The sequence below is a fragment of the Streptomyces sp. SirexAA-E genome (assembly GCF_000177195.2).
GTDB lineage: Bacteria > Actinomycetota > Actinomycetes > Streptomycetales > Streptomycetaceae > Streptomyces > Streptomyces flavovirens.
Map to the genome: position 1 here is coordinate 6,334,778 of NC_015953.1, position 19,864 is coordinate 6,354,641.

16 protein-coding genes are annotated in these 19,864 nt (G+C 73.3%); 8 read left to right on the forward strand and 8 right to left on the reverse strand.

What is annotated here, in order from left to right; genetic code table 11:
- The first annotated feature begins 875 nt into the window (after positions 1–875).
- From SACTE_RS27725 to SACTE_RS27760, 8 genes are all read left to right on the forward strand, one after another.
- Positions 876–1,679, forward strand: coding sequence for an ABC transporter ATP-binding protein (locus SACTE_RS27725; RefSeq protein WP_014049325.1), 804 nt, complete (start codon positions 876–878; stop codon positions 1,677–1,679).
- Positions 1,679–4,189, forward strand: coding sequence for an ABC transporter permease (locus SACTE_RS27730; RefSeq protein WP_014049326.1), 2,511 nt, complete (start codon positions 1,679–1,681; stop codon positions 4,187–4,189). The genes SACTE_RS27725 and SACTE_RS27730 overlap by 1 nt, the downstream gene beginning before the upstream one ends.
- A 92-nt stretch (positions 4,190–4,281) precedes the next feature.
- A complete protein-coding gene (locus SACTE_RS27735) occupies positions 4,282–5,562 on the forward strand; it encodes a sensor histidine kinase (RefSeq protein WP_019993051.1) in 1,281 nt (426 codons plus the stop codon).
- Positions 5,526–6,170 (forward strand): response regulator transcription factor, encoded by a 645-nt coding sequence (locus SACTE_RS27740; protein ID WP_014049328.1) that lies wholly within the window; start codon positions 5,526–5,528, stop codon positions 6,168–6,170. Before SACTE_RS27735 ends, SACTE_RS27740 begins: the two co-directional genes overlap by 37 nt.
- A gap of 109 nt (positions 6,171–6,279) precedes the next feature.
- Positions 6,280–7,047, forward strand: a complete 768-nt coding sequence (locus SACTE_RS27745) for an alpha/beta fold hydrolase (protein ID WP_014049329.1) — start codon at positions 6,280–6,282, stop codon at positions 7,045–7,047.
- 143 nt (positions 7,048–7,190) lie between these two features.
- Positions 7,191–8,996, forward strand: a complete 1,806-nt coding sequence (gene ggt / locus SACTE_RS27750; RefSeq protein ID WP_014049330.1) for a gamma-glutamyltransferase — start codon at positions 7,191–7,193, stop codon at positions 8,994–8,996.
- A gap of 181 nt (positions 8,997–9,177) precedes the next feature.
- Positions 9,178–9,462 (forward strand): helix-turn-helix transcriptional regulator, encoded by a 285-nt coding sequence (locus SACTE_RS27755; protein ID WP_014049331.1) that lies wholly within the window; start codon positions 9,178–9,180, stop codon positions 9,460–9,462.
- Positions 9,463–9,482: 20 nt separating this feature from the next.
- Positions 9,483–9,863, forward strand: a complete 381-nt coding sequence (locus SACTE_RS27760; protein ID WP_014049332.1) for a PPOX class F420-dependent oxidoreductase — start codon at positions 9,483–9,485, stop codon at positions 9,861–9,863.
- Positions 9,864–9,893: 30 nt separating this feature from the next.
- On the opposite strand, the gene SACTE_RS27765 is transcribed toward SACTE_RS27760, so the two are convergent.
- The 8 genes from SACTE_RS27765 to SACTE_RS27800 form a co-directional block, all read right to left on the reverse strand.
- A complete protein-coding gene (locus tag SACTE_RS27765; RefSeq protein ID WP_014049333.1) occupies positions 9,894–10,880 on the reverse strand; it encodes an endo alpha-1,4 polygalactosaminidase in 987 nt (328 codons plus the stop codon).
- Positions 10,877–11,536 carry a spherulation-specific family 4 protein gene (locus tag SACTE_RS27770; RefSeq protein ID WP_014049334.1) on the reverse strand — a complete coding sequence of 220 codons (660 nt, stop codon included), beginning with the start codon at positions 11,534–11,536 and terminating at the stop codon, positions 10,877–10,879. The genes SACTE_RS27765 and SACTE_RS27770 overlap by 4 nt, the downstream gene beginning before the upstream one ends.
- A complete protein-coding gene (locus SACTE_RS27775; RefSeq protein WP_014049335.1) occupies positions 11,533–12,486 on the reverse strand; it encodes an NAD-dependent epimerase/dehydratase family protein in 954 nt (317 codons plus the stop codon). The genes SACTE_RS27770 and SACTE_RS27775 overlap by 4 nt, the downstream gene beginning before the upstream one ends.
- Positions 12,487–12,493: 7 nt before the next feature.
- Positions 12,494–13,207, reverse strand: coding sequence for a sugar phosphate nucleotidyltransferase (locus SACTE_RS27780; RefSeq protein WP_014049336.1), 714 nt, complete (start codon positions 13,205–13,207; stop codon positions 12,494–12,496).
- Positions 13,208–13,251: 44 nt separating this feature from the next.
- Positions 13,252–14,253, reverse strand: a complete 1,002-nt coding sequence (locus SACTE_RS27785; protein WP_014049337.1) for an SDR family NAD(P)-dependent oxidoreductase — start codon at positions 14,251–14,253, stop codon at positions 13,252–13,254.
- Between the two features lie 129 nt (positions 14,254–14,382).
- The gene (locus tag SACTE_RS27790) at positions 14,383–15,759 is read right to left on the reverse strand and encodes a hypothetical protein (RefSeq protein WP_014049338.1); all 1,377 of its coding nucleotides are present in this window, start codon (positions 15,757–15,759) and stop codon (positions 14,383–14,385) included.
- Entirely contained in the window at positions 15,756–17,396 is a 1,641-nt protein-coding gene (gene pelF / locus SACTE_RS27795; protein WP_014049339.1) for a GT4 family glycosyltransferase PelF, read from the reverse strand. The genes SACTE_RS27790 and pelF overlap by 4 nt, the downstream gene beginning before the upstream one ends.
- A 76-nt stretch (positions 17,397–17,472) precedes the next feature.
- On the reverse strand, positions 17,473–19,602 hold the full coding sequence (locus SACTE_RS27800) for a hypothetical protein (RefSeq protein ID WP_014049340.1): 2,130 nt from the start codon (positions 19,600–19,602) through the stop codon (positions 17,473–17,475).
- Positions 19,603–19,864: the final 262 nt, after the last annotated feature.

The following is a 19,864-nucleotide window of genomic DNA, read 5'->3' on the forward strand; positions in this document are numbered from 1 at the left end:
GACGGGCTCCGAGGCCGGGAACACCGGAGGAAGACCGGCGGTCGCGGAGCGCGGACCGGCCGCCGAACCCGCCGCGGGACGCGGTGGCCACAAGGCCGCCGCATCCCGCGGCTCCGTCACTCACCGGCCTCACGGAAATGCGACATCCAGGCCTCGATATCACATCGAATACTGTCCGGATCCACACCTAATCGCACGGCGATTTCTTCCGCCGCTGCTTCCGTCTGCCAATCACTGCGCTGGAGTGCCAGCCACATCGTCGTACCCCGTGGACCGCATCTGTGCCGTTTTCCGGTGAGCGGTACGAGAAGTTCCAGGTACCCGTCGGGCTGCACGCTGGCGATCAGCCCGTGGTCACGCCCCATGCCGCACCGACCTCACGTGTGCGATGCCGTCATACCTCTCGGCCGTGGGGAAGCCGGCTGTCCTGGACACAGAGAATCCCATCCCTCGACGGTTTCGGATACGTCGACGTTACCCGTTCGCCCACACTGTGGCACTGGCAGTGACCGTACTTCGACGGCGGGGTAAAAGATTCGGACAAGGTGCCGCCGGATGCACTGTCCTAGGGGCATTTTCACCCCCTTGACAGGGCGTCGGTAATGCTTGTGAAGAAATAAGCCGCACCGAGAGCTATTTCCGACCTGTGCTCGTCCGTCGGTCCGTTGTTCGACCCCCGTGCTTCGCTCCTCCGCGTGGTGCGGGGAAAAGCCCGACGGCATAAAACGCCGCACGACTCCATGAACATGTGAGGGGGAGGTAGAGAAACCTCTACCTCGAATCGGCGGAATAAGGCCAATGTGCGGCGGCCCCGCTCCTCCTAATCTGATCCGCAGACACCGCGTGGGAAGCGCGACATCTCATTGGGGAGCCCGATGCACACATCACATGACCTTCGCCGGGCGGAGGCGGTACGGCTGGACACCGTGTCGAAGATCTATGGGCGAGCGGACAGCCAGGTGGCCGCGCTCCGGGAACTCTCCATGAGCTTCGCCGACGCCACCTTCACCGCGGTGATGGGACCGTCGGGTTCCGGCAAGAGCACCTTCCTGCACTGCGCCGCGGGCCTGGTCCGGCCCACCTCCGGGACCGTCACCGTCGGCGGCACCGACCTCGCCGGCCTGGACGACACCCAGCTGACCATGCTCCGCCGCGACCGGATCGGCTTCATCTTCCAGTCGTTCAACCTGCTGCCCGCCCTGACGGTGATGCAGAACATCACCCTTCCGCTGCAACTGGCGGGAAAGCGGCCGGACAAGAACCTGATCCGCACCGTCGTGCAGCGCGTCGGCCTGGCCGAACGCCTCGGCCACCTGCCGTCCGAGCTGTCCGGCGGCCAGCAGCAGCGCGTCGCCATCGCCCGCGCCCTGGTCACCCGGCCCGCCGTGGTCTTCGCCGACGAGCCCACCGGAGCCCTGGACACCCGCACCGCGGGGGCCGTGCTCTCGCTGCTGCGCGAGTCCGTCGACACGGCCGGCCAGACCCTGGTCATGGTCACCCACGACCCGGTGGCCGCCTCGTACGCCGACCGCGTGGTCTTCCTCGCCGACGGCGCCTTCGCCGGCGAACTGCACCGGCCGACCGCCGACACGGTCGCGGCCCGGATGACACGGCTCGGCGCCTGGGAGGACGAGAACCGTGAGCAGGCGGCCCCGATGACGTCCGGAGGGATGTACTGATGTGGCGGCTCGCCCTGCGCACCCTGAAGTTCCGGCGGACCAGCTTCGTCGCGACCTTCCTGGCCATGTTCCTCGGCGCCGCGATCGTCATCGGCTGCGGCGGACTGATGGAGACCGGCGTCCGGATGGCCGCCGACCCGCTGCGGCTCGACGGCGCCCCGGTCGTCGTCACCGGTGAACAGACCTACGACGGAGCCGCCCTGACGGAGCGTCACCGCATCGACCCGGCACTGGTCGGTGAGGTGGCCCGGGCGGACGGCGTCGGCGAGGCCGTCGGCGACGTGTCCTTCCCCGCCACCGTCCTCAAGGACGGCAAGGCGCTGACCGGTGAGGACGCCTCCTACGGCCACGGCTGGGCCAGTGCCCGGCTCGCCCCCTATACCCTCGCCGCCGGTGGATCCCCCGCCGCCGGTGGCGAGGTCGTCCTCGACGCCGGGCTCGCCGAGCGCGCCGGTGTCCGCCCGGGCTCCGCCGTCGACGTCCTCGTCGGCGGCGAGACCCGGCGGTTCACCGTCAGCGGTGTCACCGGCCCGCGCGGCGGCGACGACGCCGACGCCGCCGTGTTCTTCAGCGACGAGCAGGCCCGCACCCTCGCCGGCGGCCGGATCGACTCGATCGGTGTCCTGCCGAAGGACGGCGCCGACACGGCGGCGGTCGCCGACGCGGTGCGGTCCGCCGTCGGCGACCGCGCCGAGGTGCTCACCGGTGAGCGGCGCGGCCTGGCGGAACTGCCCGGCACCCTCTCCAGCCAGCGCACCGTCGTCATCCTGGCGGCCATCTTCGGCTCGTCCGTGGTGCTGATCGTGATGTTCGGGGTGGCCTCCACCCTCGGGCTGTCGCTCCAGCAGCGCACCCGGGAGATGGCCCTGCTGCGGGCCGTGGGCTCCACCCCCCGACAGCTGCGCCGCATGATCCTCACCGAGACGGCGGTGCTCTCGGTGGGGTCGGTCCTGCTCGCCCTGTACCCGGGGTACCTGCTCGGCAAGCTGCTCTTCCGCGTGCTCACCTCCAGCGGTGTCGTCTCGTCGGCGATCGTCTACCACGCCGGCTGGATGCCGATGGCCGTCGGCGCCGTCGTCACCGTGCTCGCCGCGGCCGGGGCCACCCGCTTCGCGGGCCGTCGCGCCGCCCGCACCGAACCGGTCGCCGCCCTGGCCGAGAGCGCCGTGGGCACCCGCTGGTTCAGCGTGCCGCGGCTGCTGATCGCGCTGTTCTTCCTCGCCAACGGCATCGGCCTCGCCTTCGCCACCGCCACGGTGATGGAGGACGGCCCCACCCTCGCCAGCACCGCCGGACCGGCCTCCGTACTGTTCTGCATCGGCCTGGCGCTGCTCGCCCCCGGTATCACCAAGGCGATGGTCGCCCTGCTGCACCTGCCGGTGCGCGCCTTCTCCGGCATCTCCGGCATGCTCGCCCTGCGCAACGCCAAGACGGCCAACGTCCGTATGGCGGGCGCCGTCGCGCCCATCGTCCTGCTCATCGGCATCGCCACCGGCACCCTCTACATGCAGGCCACCGAGGACGACGTCTCCCAGCGCTCCTACGACCGGAACATCCTGGCCGACTACGTCCTCGACTCCACCGCGGGCGGCTTCGCCCCCGACGTCGTCGACCGGGTCCGGGCGATCCCCGGTGTGGCCGCCGCGTCCGAGTTCGTCACCAGCCGGGGATTCGTGGACGCCCCCGACGGGCGGGCCGACGCCGAATTCCGGGGCGTGTCGGCGGAGGGCGTGCGGCAGAGCCTCGATCTGCGGCCCGTCGCCGGCTCGCTGTCCGGCCTGCACGGCGACACCGTCGCCCTCTCCGACAAGAAGGCCGAGGAGTACGGCGTGGGGATCGGCGACCGGCTGCCGCTGCGCCTCGGCGACGGCACCGCCGTACGCCCCACCGTCGTCGCCCTCTACGCCGACAACCCCAAGCAGCAGTACGTGACCCTGCCCGCGGCGACCCTGGCCCCGCACACGAGCGACGGGCTCCCGCACCAGATCCTGGCCCGCTCCGAACCGGGCGGCGGGGCCGAGGTCCGCGAGGCGCTGGCCGGGCTGGCGGCGAGCGTGCCGGGCACCGAACTCGACGACGGGGACTCACTGGCCGGCCGGAACAACCAGATTCAGCAGATCCTGGTCGCCGCGAACTATACGATCGTCGCCATGATCGTCGGATACGCCGCCATCACCGTCGTGAACACCCTCGTGGCGGTCACCCGCAAGCGCCGCGCCGAGTTCGGCCTCCAGCAGTTGACGGGGGCGACGCGCCGCCAGGTGCTCGGCATGCTCACCGTCGAGGGTGTCCTCATCGGGATCATCGCCACCGTCCTCGGCACGATCGCCTCGGCGGCCACCATCGTGCCCTACAGCATGGTCAAGGCCGACTCCTACCTGCCCTCCGGATCCCCCGGGATCTACCTCGCCGTCGTCGGCGGGTCCCTGGTGCTGGTCTTCGGCGCCACCCTCCTGCCCTCGTGGCGCGGCATGCGCACGCCCGCCGTCGACGCGGTGAACGCGGCGTGAGCCGTATCCGAACCGGGCCGTCCCCGGCACCCCCGTCCGGGGACGGCCCTTCCCTCGCCCTCCCCCGCGGACTTCCCCGCGGCTGGGAGGGCGTGCGCGCGCGACTGGGCCGGGCCGCCCGTGACACCATGGTCGGCGCGCTGATCGCCGTCGGCGCCCTGGCCTCGGTCGTCCTGTTCGTCACGACCACGTACTTCACCATCCTGTGCCTCATCGGGATCGGCTTCCTCGCCCTGCCCCACCTGACCACCGCGGTGCGCCGGGTCTGCGACCTGAACCGGCGCGCCGCCGCCCGCTCCGGAGTCCCGGTGGAACGGCCCTACCGGCCCGAACCGGAGGAGATCGAACGGGACATCGTCGGCTGGGTACGCCGCTGCAAGTGGATCCTGGCCGACCCGGCGAGCTGGCGGGACCTGCTGTGGCTGCTCCTCAACAGCGTCGTCGGCCTGCTGCTCGGCTGCGCCCCGGCCGCGCTGCTGTACTACGCGGGGGAGGGGCTGGCGCTGGCCTGCGGGCTGTGGCGGCCCGTCGCCGCGGACGGAGTGGGGCGCTGGTACGCGTTCATCACTGTCGACAGCTGGCCCGCCGCCCTCGCCGCCGGCCTGGCGGCATGCGCCGTGTTCGCCGGCTGGCTCCTCCTGTGCCCCTGGCTGCTGAAGGGGTACGCCTACTTCGTCCTGTTCCTGCTGGGCCCGACCCAGCGGGCCCGCCTGGCGTCCCGGGTGCGGCACCTGGCGGAGACGCGCTCCGGCGCGCTCGACATCCAGGCCGCCGAACTGCGCCGCATCGAACGCGATCTGCACGACGGCGCCCAGGCCCGGCTGGTCAGTCTCGGCCTCACCCTCGGAGCCGTCGACCGCCAGCTGGACCGGGACGCCGAGGAGGCCCGCCGCCTGCTGCACGACGCGCGCAGCTCCTCCGTCCAGGCCCTGCGCGAGCTGCGCGGCCTGGTCCGGGGCATCCACCCGCCGGTGCTCGCCGAGCGCGGACTCGCCGATGCCGTAAGGGCGTTGGGGCTGGCCAGTCCACTGCCCGTCACGGTCACGGCGGACCTGCCGGGGAAGCTGCCCGACCCGGTGGAGTCCGCCGTCTACTTCTCGGTGTCGGAGCTGCTGACCAACGCGCTCAAGCACGCCGACGCCCGACAGGTCGAGGTCGTTCTGCGGTACGCGGACGGCGCACTGCGCGGGCAGGTCACCGACGACGGCCGAGGAGGCGCCGAGATGTCGGCCGGGAGCGGCCTGGAGGGCATCCGGCGGCGGCTGGCATCCTTTGACGGCGTCCTGGAGATCAACAGTCCCCCGGGCGGTCCGACCGTCGTGAAAATGGAGTTGCCGTGCGCGTTGTCCTCGCCGAAGACCTCTTCCTCCTGAGGCAGGGAATCATCCAGCTGCTGGAGGCCTACGACTGCGAGGTGGTCGCCGCCGTCGACAACGGGACGGACCTGGGGGCGGCCATCGCCGAACACCGCCCGGACGTCGCCGTGGTGGACGTCCGCTTACCCCCGACGTTCACCACCGAGGGCCTCCAGGCGGCCCTGCTCGCCCGCCGCGAGCAGCCCGGTCTGCCGATCCTCGTCCTGTCCCAGCACGTCGAGCAGATGTACGCCCGCGAGCTCTTGGCCGACGGCACCGGCGGCATCGGCTACCTGCTCAAGGACAGCGTCCTCGACGACGGGCAGTTCATCGACGCCGTCCGCCGGGTCGCGGGCGGCGGCACCGCCATGGACCCCGCCGTGGTGGCCCAGCTGATGACCTCCCACTCCCGCGACGAGCCGCTGTCCGCGCTCACCGCCCGGGAGCGCGAGGTGCTGGAGCTGATGGCGGAGGGATGCTCCAACAACGCCATCGCCCAACGGCTGACCGTCACCGAGGGCGCGGCCGCCAAGCACATCTCGAGCATCTTCTCCAAGCTGATGCTCCCCCCGTCCACCGACAGCAACCGCCGCGTCCTCGCGGTCCTGGCCTACCTCAACGCCTGAGAGCCTGGGGGCGGTAGGGGTGTGGCCCGACCGCCCCGGCCGGTGAGACTGCTCGGGCACGCCCGGTGCGGCAGGTCCGTGCCGCCGCCACGAAGGGAACCCGCACCCCATGACCACGTCGGCCGAGCTCAACCGCCTGTGGATACGCCGCTACCACCCCCGCCCGGACGCTGCGGTCAGGGTGGTGTGTCTGCCGCACGCGGGCGGATCGGCGAGCTTCTACCGGCCGGTGTCGGCGGGCCTGCCCGCCGGCACGGACGTACTCGCCGTGCAGTACCCGGGGCGTCAGGACCGGCGGGCCGAGCCCTGTGTGGCCACGATCGCCGAACTGGCCGACCAGGTGACCTCCGTGCTCCTGCAGTGGACGGACCGCCCTCTCGTCCTGTTCGGGCACAGCATGGGCGCGACCCTCGGCTTCGAGGTGGCGCGCCGGCTGGAGCGCGACCACGGCGTCGTGCCGCACGCCCTGTTCGCCTCCGGGCGCCGGGCCCCCTCCGCGTCCCGCACGGAGACGGTCCACCTGCGCGACGACGACGGCCTCATCGAGGAGATCAGGCTGCTGAGCGGTACGGACACGGCCGTCCTGGAGGACCCGGAGGTGATCCGCATGGCCCTGCCGGCGATCCGCGCCGACTACCGCGCCGCCGAGACCTACGTGTACGAGCCGGGCCCCGCGCTGCGCTGCCCGGTGTGGAGCCTCGTGGGCGACGACGACCCCAAGGTCACCGTCGAGGAGGCCCGGGCCTGGTCGCACCACACGGAAGGGGCCTTCGCCCTCCGCGTCTTCCGGGGCGGCCACTTCTACCTGACCGCGCACCAGCGGGAGATCCTCCGCCTGATCGCCGACTGCGCGGCCGTACCGGCGGCCACCGCCTGACCGAGGGGCGCGCGGGCCGGCACCCCGGGACGACGACGGCCGCACAGTCCGGCGGGCGTCGAAGGACGCGTGTCCGAGGCGGTCCTGACGATCCGGGTGCGACGGCGTTACCCTGCGCGGACGATTCTTCACTGGAGGTACGGATGCGCCGTTCCGCAGGCCGGAATGTGTCGTTCTTGAGCGTGATCGCCGTCGTCGGCTCCCTCGGAGCAGCCGGACCCGCGGCAGCCGGGCCGGCCGCGCCCGTCCCCAAGTCGCCGGTGGCGGTGGGATACGGGGGAGCCGTGTCGAGCGTCGACGCGGACGCGTCGGCGGCCGGCATCGAGGTGCTCCGCAAGGGCGGCAACGCCGTCGACGCGGCCGTCGCCACCGCGGCGGCGCTCGGCGTCACCGAGCCCTACTCGGCGGGCGTCGGCGGCGGAGGCTATCTCGTCCACTACGACGCCCGGACCCACCGCGTCGAGACGATCGACGGCCGGGAGACCGCGCCGCGCAGCGCCGACTCCTCGCTCTTCCTGGAGAACGGGAAGCCGATCCCGTTCGACGACGCCGTCACCAGCGGCCTCGCCGTCGGCACCCCCGGCACCCCGGCCACCTGGCAGAAGGCGCTCGACACCTGGGGCAGCAAACCGCTGCGGCAGGTGCTGGAGCCGGCCGAACGCCTCGCCCGCGACGGCTTCGTGGTGGACGAGACCTTCCGCTCGCAGACCGCCGACAACCAGAAACGTTTCGCCGACTTCCCCGCCACCGCAGCCCTGTTCCTTCCCGGCGGCAGGCCGCCCGCGGTCGGCTCCGTCCTCAGGAACCCCGATCTCGCGCGCACCTACGAGACGCTGGGCCGCAAGGGCATCGACGAGCTGTACCGGGGCGAGCTGGCCCAGGACATCGTCAGGACGGTCCGCAAGCCCCCCGTCGACAAGCGGTCCACCCGGGTGGTGCGGCCGGGCGACCTCACGGCCAAGGACCTGAAGTCCTACCGCGCGCTGCGCCAGGCCCCGACCCGCGTCGGCTACCGCGGCCTCGACGTCTACGGCATGGCGCCCTCCTCCTCCGGCGGGACGAGCGTGGGGGAGGCGCTCAACATCCTGGAGACCACGGACCTCTCGACGGCGGACGAGACGCAGTACCTGCACCGCCTCATCGAGGCGAGCCGGATCGCGTTCGCCGACCGGGGCCGCTGGGTCGGCGACCCGAAGTTCGAGGACGTGCCGACCCGTGAACTGCTCGGGCAGCGCTTCGCGGACTCCCGCGCCTGCCTGATCAAGGACGACGCCGTCCTCACCAGCCCGCTCGCCCCCGGCGACCCGCGCCACCCCACCCGCTGCGCCACCGGCGGCACGGCCGCGCCGACGACGTACGAGGGGGAGAACACGACGCACCTGACGACCGCCGACAAGTGGGGCAACGTCGTCGCCTACACGCTGACCATCGAGCAGACGGGCGGCAGCGGCATCACCGTGCCGGGACGCGGCTTCCTGCTCAACAACGAGCTGACCGACTTCTCCTTCGCCCCGGCCGACCCGGCGGTCCACGACCCGAACCTGCCCGGACCGGGCAAGCGCCCCCGTTCGTCCATCTCGCCGACCATCGTGCTGGAGCACGGGAAGCCGGTCCTGGCCCTGGGATCCCCGGGCGGCGCGACCATCATCACCACGGTGCTGCAATCGCTGACCGGACACCTGGACCGCGGTCTGCCGCTGGTCGACGCGATCGCCGCGCCGCGCGCCAGCCAGCGCAACGCGGCGGCCACCGAGATCGAACCGGCCCTCTGGAACAGCCCGGCGCGCGGGCGACTGGAGGCACTGGGCCACGTCTTCAAACAGAACCCGGAGATCGGGGCGGCGACCGGGGTGCAGCGCCTGCCGGACGGGCGCTGGCTCGCGGCCGCGGAGACCGAACGGCGGGGCGGCGGCTCGGCGATGGTGGTGCGGCCGGACGGGCGGCACTGACCGGCCGGCGCCCACGGTGCCCCCCGGGGCCGGTACGGACACGGTGAGCCGCTGTCCGTACCGGCCCCGGTGTGCTTTCTCCTCCGACGGCCGGGCTCGTGCACGGCTTGGGCGGACCCATCGGCATCGAGTCGGACCGAGCCAATTACTATACCGGCCTGAGCGGTATTACAATGACGGCATGGTACGGACACCCCTGACCCCGGAAGAACGCGCCCGCGGCGAACGGCTCGGCGAACTGCTGCGCCGGGCGCGCGGCCCGCGCAGCATGGTCGCGGTCGCCGCGAGCGCCGGCATCTCCCCGGAGACGCTGCGCAAGATCGAGACCGGCCGTGCCCCGACCCCTGCCTTCTTCACCGTCGCCGCACTGGCGGGCGCCCTCGGGCTGTCCCTGGACGAGGTGCTCGCCCGGTGCGCCCTGGAGCCGGAGGAGCCGTCGCCGGAGGCTCTGCCGCTCACCGCGTAGTACGGGTAGGGTCGGCGCCTGTGAGCCTCCAGGACTTCGCCCGCAGCGAGTACGTCAGCCTGACCACCTACCGGAAGGACGGCACTCCCGTCGCCACGCCCGTCTGGGCCGCCGCCGACGGTGGCGTGCTGTACATCTGGACCCGCTCCGACTCCTGGAAGGTCAAGCGCCTGCGCAACGACAGCCGGGTCCGGGTCACCGTCTGCGACGTACGCGGCCGGACCGCCGAGGACGCGCCGAGCGCCGGGGGAACGGCGCGGCTGCTCGACGCGGCGGGGACGGCGGCGGTACGCAGGGTGCTGGCCCGCAAGTACCGCTGGAAGTTCTGGCTGGTGGACGTGCCCGCCATGGTCGTACGCCTCGGCAAGCGGCCCCACACGGGCATCGCCGTGACGTTCTGAGCGCCGAGAGCCCCCTCCCTGGCAGAACCCTCAGCAGGGGTCGCGCCACACGTCCAGGTCGAGACGCTTGCGCATCGAGGACAGGCGCAGCGCACGGGACTCGGCGCAGAAGTCCTCGGTGCGTTCCTCGTACTCGACGTGGAAGACCGCCTTGCCCGCCGCCACGAAGGGCTTGAGCCGCTCGCACTCGTCGTACTGGGCGCACTCCTCGTTCACGGCGAAGTCGAAGTCCCCGACCAGCTGCGGGATCTGGGCCAGGTCGTTCTTCAGGCCGACGGACAGCCCGCGTTCACGGGTGATCTCCGCGAACATCCTGTTGTACGCCAGTTGGTCGGCCCCGGTGAGCGGGAAACCGGTCCTGTTGGCGTACCCCTCCAGCAGATCCGGTTCCACCGCGTCGAAGCCCTTGGCGCGGCACATCTCCACCCGGCGCTCCATGATGGGGCGCAGCACGTCCAACCGGCGGATGTCGAGCCAGCGTTCGCCGTCCCAGCCGTTGGCCTCGCCCAGCACGGACCGGGGGAAGGAGCCCTGGTCCGGCCGGAAGTCCTCCCAGGCACCCGCGTTGAGGTAGCAGATCACCTTGCGCCCGTCGGCGTGGAGGCGGGAGACGTCCGCGGCGGAGTTCTCGAAGCCGTCGATGTCGTAGACCGGCACGTCCACCGAGGGGTCGACCTTGCCGTCCAGCTGCCACTGCCAGGCCAGGCCCGGCCGGGGGCGCCACCGGTCCGGCGGGGAGGGGCGGGGGGAGCGGCCCCCGGGCGTGCCGCCCGGGGTGGTGGCCGGAACGGTGGTGGCAGCACCGCTCGCCGGGCCGCCTTCGCCGCCGTCCCCCGTGTCCCCGCCGCCGTCCTGCGGGGCCCCGGGGCCCGGACGCGCGGACGGCGGGGCCGCCGGGCTGCCGGCCGCCTCCTTCCGCCCCGCGCCGTCCCCGGCCGAGCACCCGGACAGGGCCGCCGCCACGAGAGCGGCGGCCAGCAGTGTGTACGCCCGGCCCGGGCGCGCCCCGGCCGTCACGCCGACCCGCTCAGTGCCGGCGTCAACTCGGACCAGGGGTTCGGCAGTTCACCGGTGACCGGCCCCGACACCCCCGCACCCCGCTCCCGGGCCGTGCGGACGGCCAGCGGGATCAGCGCGGGCGGTACCCCGTAGACCAGGTGGCAGAGCCGCCCGGCCGGCTGCCGGGCGGCCCACCGGGGTCGGCTGAACGCCGACACATAGGTCGACCAGTGCCCCTCGAACGTCACGACGAGGTCGGCGGTGCGGAGGTACCCCGGGGCCGGATGGACGCCTGGATTCAGTGCCACCAGTGGGACTCCCGATCGTCTGATCTGCCGCACCAGCCTTCGGCAGGCGGGCAGTTCGGCCGGGCCCGAGGGGGACCGGTCGAGGAAGCAGCCGTCCGTGCCGTACCAGTCCCGGTGCCGTGCGGCCTCCTGGGCGATGTCCAGAGGCGGGCGCTCACCGTAGTCGGTGTCCACGTAGCCGAAGACGTGGACCCCGGCCGCACGCAGGGCACCGGCGGCGGAGACGAAGGCCGGGTCGGGGGCCGGCCCCGGGCCGCTCGCGGGGTTCAGCACCACCCCGTAGATCCGGTCCGCGGCCGCGATCAGCCGGTGCCAGGCACCGGGGTCCTCGGCCGGATGGACGTAGAGGGGAACCAGGAAGTTCACGGAGCCCGCACCCCTTCCGACGGCGCGGGCAGCGGCTTCGGACGAGCCGTCCCGGCGCCGGCGCGAGCCGCCCACAGCGCGGCCGCCGAGTCGTCCAGCGAGTACGACGGCCGCCACCCCAGGGCCGCGCCGGCCGCCGCGCTGTCGGAGCACTGCCACGACACCCCCGCGGACCGGGCGGAGCCGCCCTCGTGCGCCGCCTCCTCGACCCGCCCCCGGAACCCGGCGGCCCGCACCAGCGAGGCCACGAGCTCCCGCACCGGAACGGCCCGGCCCCCGCCGATGTTCAGGACGCCGGGCAACGGACCCGGCACGGTGGCCGCGAGGACCGCCGCCCGGGCCACGTCGCGTACGTCCACGAAATCGCGGTACGCCGACAGGTCGCCGAGCCGGAGCACCGCGGCCGGGTCCCGGCCCGCCGTGCGCAGCAGTCCGGCCACCCGTCCCGGCAGCCCGGCGGACGGGGCGCCCGGGCCCACCGGATTGCCCACGCGCAGTACCACCGCGTCCAGCCCGGACGAGGCCACCGCCACCGTCCCGGCCAGCTTGGTCGCGCCGTACGGGGAGACCGGCCGGGCCGCCGCCGACTCCGTGACGCGGACGCCCTCGGCGCCAGGCCCGTACTCCGCGGCCGATCCGAGGTGGACGAGCCGCGCGCCCGGTGCCGCCCGCCGCAACGCGGCGCACAGCACGGCGGGTCCCCGGGCGTTGACCTCGGCCAGCTCCACCGCGTCACCGCCGACGGCGCCCGCGCAGTTGATCACCGCGTCGGGTGCCGCCGACTCCAGGATCCCCGCCAGCGCGTCGACGCCGACGCGGGCCAGGTCGACGCGGAGCTCCGCGCCGGACGAGCGGCCCGAGCGGAGGAGCACCGTGTCCGGCGGAAGGGCCGGCGACCCGGCGACATGGCCGCCGAGGTAGCCGGTGTGGCCGAGGACGAGAACACGCATGGTGAGGTCAGGCTCCCTTGAGCAGCAGCGACTTGCGGCTGGTGAACTCCGCGTTCGCCTGGTCGTAGTCGTCCGGGCGTCCTATGTCCAGCCAGTACCCCTCGAAGTCGTAGGCGTGCGGCGGATCCTGAGTCTTCAGCAGGTCGAGCACGAGCTCGTCGAAGCCCAGCGGGAGGCCCGGGGTGTAGGAGTCCAGGGTCGCCCGCGAGAGACCGTAGACGCCCATGGAGACGCGGTAGTCCATGCTGGGCTTCTCGGTGAACGCGACCACCCGGCTCTCGTCGGTGGTCAGCACACCGAAGTCGATGTGCACCTTGCGGGCGTACGTGGCGATCGTCAGCGGGGCCCCCGACGCCCGGTGCCGGCGCAGGACGTCGGCGTAGTCGAGATCGGTGAGGACGTCACCGTTCATCACGAGGAACGACTCCGGAAGTCTCTCGCGCATCGTGAGCAGGGGCCCCATCGTACCGAGCGGGCTCTCCTCGGTCGCGTAGTCGATGTCCAGGCCCCACTGGGAGCCGTCGCCGACGTAGGCGCGGATGATCTCTCCCAGGTGGCCGATCGCGAGGGTGCAGCTGGTGAAACCGGCGTTGGCGAGCTGCCGCAGCACGATCTCCAGGATCGCGTGCTGGTCACCGATCGGCACCAGGGGCTTGGGCAGCGCGGTGGTGTAGGGCCGCAGCCGGACGCCTTTGCCACCGGCCAGGATCACTACGTGCATGGGTTCCTCCATCGTCGACGTGGTGCGTGGTCGTGCCGGACGGGTCAGACGTTGTAGATGCCGGTCTTGTAGCGGGCCAGGTTGGCCGGGTCCTGGAAGAAGGCGGCCGTGCGCGCGAGCCCGTCCTCCAGGTCGTGCGCGGGCGCCCACCCGGTGGTCTCCCGCAGCCGGGTCGCGTCCGCGACGAGCCGCATCACCTCGGAGGCCGCGGGGCGCACCCGCTCGGCGTCCTCACGGACGTCCACCTCGGTGCCCGTCACCTTGCCGATCAGGACGACCAGGTCGCCGACGGATATCTCGCCGCCCGTCCCGGCGTTGAAGGTCCGGCCCACCACCCGCTCGGCGTCGGCCGTACCGACGGCGAGGAAAGCCCGCGCCGTGTCCCGGACGTAGGTGAAGTCACGGGTCGGCCGCAGATCGCCGAGGGTGATCGTGCGCTCCCCGGCGGCCAGTTGGCCGATGACCGTCGGGATGACGGCCCGCATCGACTGCCTCGGCCCGAAGGTGTTGAACGGCCGCAGCGTCACCACCGGGGTGGAGAAGCTGGCGTGGTAGCTGTCGGCCAGCCGGTCCGCCCCCGCCTTCGACGCGGCGTACGGGGACTGGGTGTGGATGGGGTGGTCCTCGGTGATCGGCACGGTCTGCGCGGTGCCGTACGTCTCGCTGGTGGACGTGTGCACGAGGCGCGGGGTGCCCAGGGCGCGTACCGCCTCCAGGACGTTGAGCGTGCCCGTGACATTGGTGTCCACGTAGCTGTGCGGTGCCCGGTAGCTGTACGGGATCGCGATGAGCGCCGCCAGGTGGTAGACGCAGTCGGCCCCTTCGGCGAACCCGCGCACCGAGCCGGGGTCCCGCACGTCGCCCAGGACGATCTCGACCTCGGCGAGCACCTCCTCGGACAGGGTCTCCAGCCAGCCGTACGAGGAGAAGGAGTTGTACTGCGCCATGGCCCTCACCCGGTGCCCGGCGGCCACGAGGGTCTCGACGAGGTGGGAGCCGATGAATCCCTCGGCTCCGGTGACGGCGGCGAGCGGTGTGGAGGTCAACGTGACCGTTCCTTTCGGTGGTGGTGAGAACCGGGGCCGCCGTGCCGGCGGCACGAGGGGTGCGGGCGCGCGTGCCCCGTGGAGCCCGGGACCCGTCCGCCGCGCCTGGCGGGCGGGTGGTGGCAGGGTTCAGGCGTGGGCCGAGGGCCGCCCCAGGGTGCGCAGGGCACACACCCCCAGCACCACAGCGGCCGTCCCGTGACAGAGGGACAGGACGAGCAGGTCCCGCCCCGGGCCGATCAGGGTGAACGCGCCCACCGCACCGGCCGCCGCCAGGCACACCACGGCCGGTACCCACGCCGTCCCGAACGCCTGGAGCAGCAGGGCGGTCCACAGCGTCGCCGCGATCAGCAGCAGCCCCACCGGCTCGGCGCCGGTCAGCAGCGCGGCGGGCACCAGGGGCGAGAGGTAGGCGAACAGACAGAGCAGGAGGATCCCCGCGGAGCGCAGCCGGAACCCGGCCGGAGTGGCCGTCGCCCGCAGGGCCGCCACGGACATCCCCCGGAACCGGTACAGCAGCCACTCGGCGAGCCCCATGCTCACGGTCAGCACCACCACCGCGTACGGCTGGTGCCGCCCCTCCAGCAGCACCAGCACCCCGGCGCCCAGACCGAACAGGCCGTAGGGCAGCGAGAGCACCGGCCGCGGCCGGGCGGCCCCGGGGGCCGGCGCGGTGGCGAGCGGGCCGGTGAGGGCCCAGCCGGCCGCGACGGCCGTCCCCACGACCGACAGCAGCGGTATCCCGGCCCGCGCCAGCGCCCCCGGCTCCCACCACGGCAGCGCCGCCGCCACCGCGACGACCGGGACGAGCGCGGCCAGCAGCAACCGCTCCCGCCCCAGCACCAGCAGCACACCGGCCCCCGCCAGATACACCGACTGACCGGCCACGAAGAGGGCCGTCGGCCCCGACCCGGCCACCACCGTCCCGGCGGCCGTCGCCAGCACGGCACCCAGCGGAGCCCCCACCAGCAGGGTCCGGCCGCACTCCCGGGGCCCCGAGGCCAGCCGCAGATAGGCCCGGTGGCCCAGCGCCTGGCCCCAGGCCCAGGAGACGAGGCCCGCCACGACCAGCGCGGCCACGCCCCTGCCGGTCGCCCACAACGGCCCGGTGAGCAGGTGCGCCAGCCCCGGAAGGGCGAACAGCGCCCCGCGCAGGGCGCACCGGACGTGGTCGGGCCGCCACGGGTCGGCCGGCCGCGGCGGCTCGGGGAAGCTCCGGGGCACCCGCTCGTGGAGGGCGGCGGCCAGTGAGAACAGGTCCGGGTGCCCGTAGGTGTCCCGGACGACCTCCGCGGCCAGCCCCTCCGACTCCAGCAGCGCGGCGACCTCGTACGGGTGTACGGCCGGGCCGATGCGGTCGGTCAGCTCGGCGGCGAGCGCGTCGACCGCGTCCTGGTGGGCGCTCCGGCCGGGCAGACGCAGGGCGATGGTCCGGTCGTCGGCCAGCCGCAGCGCCAGCGTGTCGTCCGCCGCGCCGCCGGGTTCCAGTGCCAGCGGCCCGCTCATCCCGCCACGCTCCCGACGACGGGACCGGGCGCCGCGCCGGGACCCGGCGGCGGGGCGCCGACGGCGGTCGACGCGAACGCGGCCGAGGGGCCCGGACCGGTGGCGGTGTCCGCGAACGCCGCGCGGTGCCGGCCCGCGTGGCGCCTCTTCGTGGCGGACGCCGCCGGGGCGGATTCGGGCGGGTGGACCGCCGTCCGCGCCCGCGACAGCTCCAGGTAGACCGAGCGGAACGTGTCCACGGTCTGCCGCAGGGTGAACTGCTCGATCACCCTCAGCCGGGCCGCCTCGCCCATCCGCCGCCGGCGTTCCCGGTCGCCCAGCAGCTCCAGGGCGGCCGCGGCCATCGCGGCCGGGTCGCGCGGCGGCACGACGAGCCCGCTGTCGCCGACGGCCTCCCGGACCCCGCCGACGTCCGTCGAGACGGTGGCCCGCCCGCAGGACATCGCCTCGATCAGTGTGAACGGGAACCCCTCGCTGATGCTGGACAGCATGACGACGTTGCCGGCCGCGTAGGCGTCCGTGATGTCGTCCACCCGGCCTTCGAACGTGACCGCGTCCGCGTGCCCGAGCCCGGCGGCCAGCGTCTCGCACCGCTGCCGGTAGGCCTCCCCGCCGCGCGGTGTGCCCCCGAACAGCCGCAGGCGCGCGGCGGGCAGCCGTTCGCGCACCAGGGCGAAGGCGCGGATCAGGGTCTCCAGGTCCTTGATCGGGTCGACCCGGCCGGCCCAGCTCAGCGTGGGCACGTCGGGCTCCGGACCGGCCGGCGGGAAGGCCGCCGGGTCCACGCCGTTGTAGACCGTACGGATCAGCCCGGGGTCGGCCCCGCCCTGTTCCTCCCACAGCCGGTTGTAGCGGTTGCCCGGGGTGATCAGGGCGGCCTTCCGGTAGGTCTCCTCGGCGAGCAGCCGGAAGAAGCCGAGGACGACCGCCTTGACGGGCCAGCGGTAGGGGGCGGTGCGGTAGCCGAGGTACCGCTCGCGCAGATAGACGCCGTGCTCCGTCAGCAGCAGCGGCACACCGTGGCGTTCGAGCGCGGTGAGGCCCGGCAGCACGGCGATCCCGCCGCTCACCGCGTGGGCGACGCCGCTTCGGGGCGGAGCGGTGGCCAGGGGGCGCAGCGCGTGTTCGAGGAGGGTGGTGGCGGTGAGGGCGTCGTGCAGCGTGGGGCGGGCTTCCCGCACGATCAGCCCCGGCCGGTTCCACACCGAGGTGAGCACCGAGACCGCCCGGTCGCTTCGCAGGAAGGGGCTGAGCAGCCCGTCCCGCGCCGCCCCGGCCAACGTGTACAGGGCCGGGGCGAAGCCGTCCTCGGCGCACGGGTCGAGCAGGGCCGTGACGAACCGCTCGTAGGCGCCGACGAGCCGCCGCTCCTGCCGTCCGGTGGGCGGACGCCCTTCCGGTGCCGGCCCCCACATGGGGACGGAGCGGATGCGGGAGACCTGGGCGGGGATGTCCCAGACGACGGGTTCCCGGCCGGTGCCGGTGACCGCGACGACCTCGAACGCGATGTCGGGCATGCCCCGGACGATCTGGTCGCACCAGACGCTGACGCCGCCGTGGCTGTGCGGATACGTTCCTTCGGTGAGCAGGGTGACGCGGGCCGCGTGAGGCTGTCGCGAACCGTGGAGAACGTGCATGGATGGCTCCACCATCGGGTCTGTGGGGGCGTGCCGGTGTCCGGTGCCGGTCGGCACCGTCCGCGTGCGGGGTCGCTCAGCTCGTCGGTGCGAACGCGGCCGGCTCGGTGACCCCGGCGGGGACGGGGAGCGCGGGGACGGTGCTCGTCGGGCCCGCGATCCGGTCCGTGTCCGTGACCGGGGCGTCGGCCGACGTCGGCAGGGCGAGGGTCAGCGGCTGTGCGCCGGGCACCTTCCAGCCGGACACCTGGCCCGCGTACGCGTCGCCGAACGCGGCGGACCCCTCCGACGTGCCGGTCGGCATCGTCGCGGGGACGGCCACACCCGCGGGGGCGTGCACGGTCACCGCGGAGCCGATGCGGTACGCGGTGACGTCGCCGGCGTCGAGGGCCTGCCGCCACCGGAGGCGCCGCTGCATCTCGGCGCCGATGTCCTTCATGCGCGGGTTCACCAGCGGTGTGTCGTCGGCGAACAGTGCCGCGTACCCGTCGGTGACTCCGCTCAGCACCGGGTAGGCGATGCGGTCCTCGGCCAGGTTCGACTGGTGGATGAAGTGCGGCCGTGGGTCGTTGGCCAGGACGTGGCCCAGCGCGATCCGCGTCTCCAGCGGCACGATGTGGTCGGTGTAGCCGGTGGCCGGGTCCAGCGGCTCGGGCAGGCAGGTGGAGGTGGCGGGGTTGTCCTCGCAGATGCCGCTGCCGCCCTGGGCGCGGCTGGTGTAGATCCAGTTGTACTCGTCGACCTGCTCGGCCGCGCGGCCGGCGTTGTAGAAGACGTTCATCGGGTAGCGCGACACCGTGAGCGCGGGGCCCACCTGGCGCTGCCGCGGGTCACGGGAGTTGTCCGAGCCGATCCAGGTGATGCCGTTGTCGGCGAGGGCGCCCGCCAGGTTCGGGTTGTCCTCGGGCTGCTGCGGGTCGACCTTCGTACCGGAGTGCTCGCCGGTCACCAACTCGCCGTGGTGCAGCGGAAGTCCGGCCGCCTCGCCCCAGACACGGTTGGTGGCGATCTCGTCGGAGATCTCGGCGCGGGTGACCCAGGCGGTGCCCCCGCCGGGGGCGGTGGCGCACGTCCACGGGACCACGGTGGTGTCCTGGACGCAGCCGAGGAAGGCGTGCGTGTACGTGTGGTTGATCCAGCGGAACTCGTCACGGTCGGCGAGGAGGCGGTCGGCCAGCGCGTCGGTGCCGCCGTTCTCCGCGCGGTGGTCGACGCTGCCGACCCCGTTGTACGCCAGGTCCAGCGTCAGGCCGTGCGTGTCCTGCCACGCGGTGGCGTACGCGACGTCGTCCGGGTCCATCCGGATCGGATCGGGCTCCACGCTGCCGTCCGCGCAGTCGACGTCACCGGGCGTGCAGTTGAGCTCGGAGTTCCAGCGGTCGTCCGCGGCGAAGACGTCGTCGACGTGGACGGCGAAGTAGTTGTGGGAGGCCCCGAGGTGGGTGCCGCCGGTCATCCACTCGACGATGCCCCGCGCCAGCAGCCGGAACTGCTGCTGGTACCGGTTGTAGACGAACGTGACGACGAGTTCCCGCCGCCCGTCGTGCCGGTACTCGCCGACCAGCGAACCGCGGGCGCTTCGCCCGGGGATCGACGCGTCGACGTACGGGGTGAAGTCCGCGCCGTCGGCCGGGGTGGAGAGGAAGGCGTAGCTCTCGCCGACGGTCGGCGAGAGGTCCTCGAAGGGCACGTCACCGTCGAGGTAGCCGAAGGGACCCGCCAGCCCGGCCGGCGTCACCTCGGCCCGCAGGCCGTCCGCGCCGCCCGAGTAGCCGCCGTCGTCCGGGGTCTTCAGCCCCGCCTCCGGACGTGCGTAGGTGTAGGCGTCCACCTGCGGGATCGCGTACGTCCGCTCGTAGGAGGCGAGGGCGGCCATCTCGGCGGACCCGGCCGCGAACGGGTTGTCGTTGGGCAGGACCACGGCCTGGAACTTCGCGCGGTCCCGTCCCTCCACCGTGTCCGCCAGGAAACCGGCGTCGATCACCGGGCGGCCGGGGGCGGTCAGGTCGACCTCGGTGTAGGGCGTACCGGCCGTGTCGAGCTCGGCGGCTATCGCGTCGGTCGCCGGGCCGCCGTCACTCACGACCAGGACCCGCAGATCGACGCGGGGCGGCGGGTCGGCCGCCAGTGCCTGTCCCGCCGGTAGAGCCAGCGAGGCCACGAGTGTGCCCACCGTGCACAAGGCCGCATACATCCTGCGCTTCATGCTGTTGGTCCCTCCCCAGGGCGGAGACGCGCGGCGCTCGGCGAAGCGCGCCCGACTCCATGCGGGCGCCGGCGCCCCCCTCAGGTACCGGTCACTCGCTTCAGTCCCTCCATATCGTGATGGGCCTATGAAGCTTTTGTGTGACTAGCGCGAAACGTGACGGAAAAACCGCAGGGGGTATCGAGGTGGGGGAGTGGGGGCGAACCGGCCGCCCTGATGTCTCGGCTCCGGGCCCGTGAGTCACCTCGGGCCGGGTGACGTG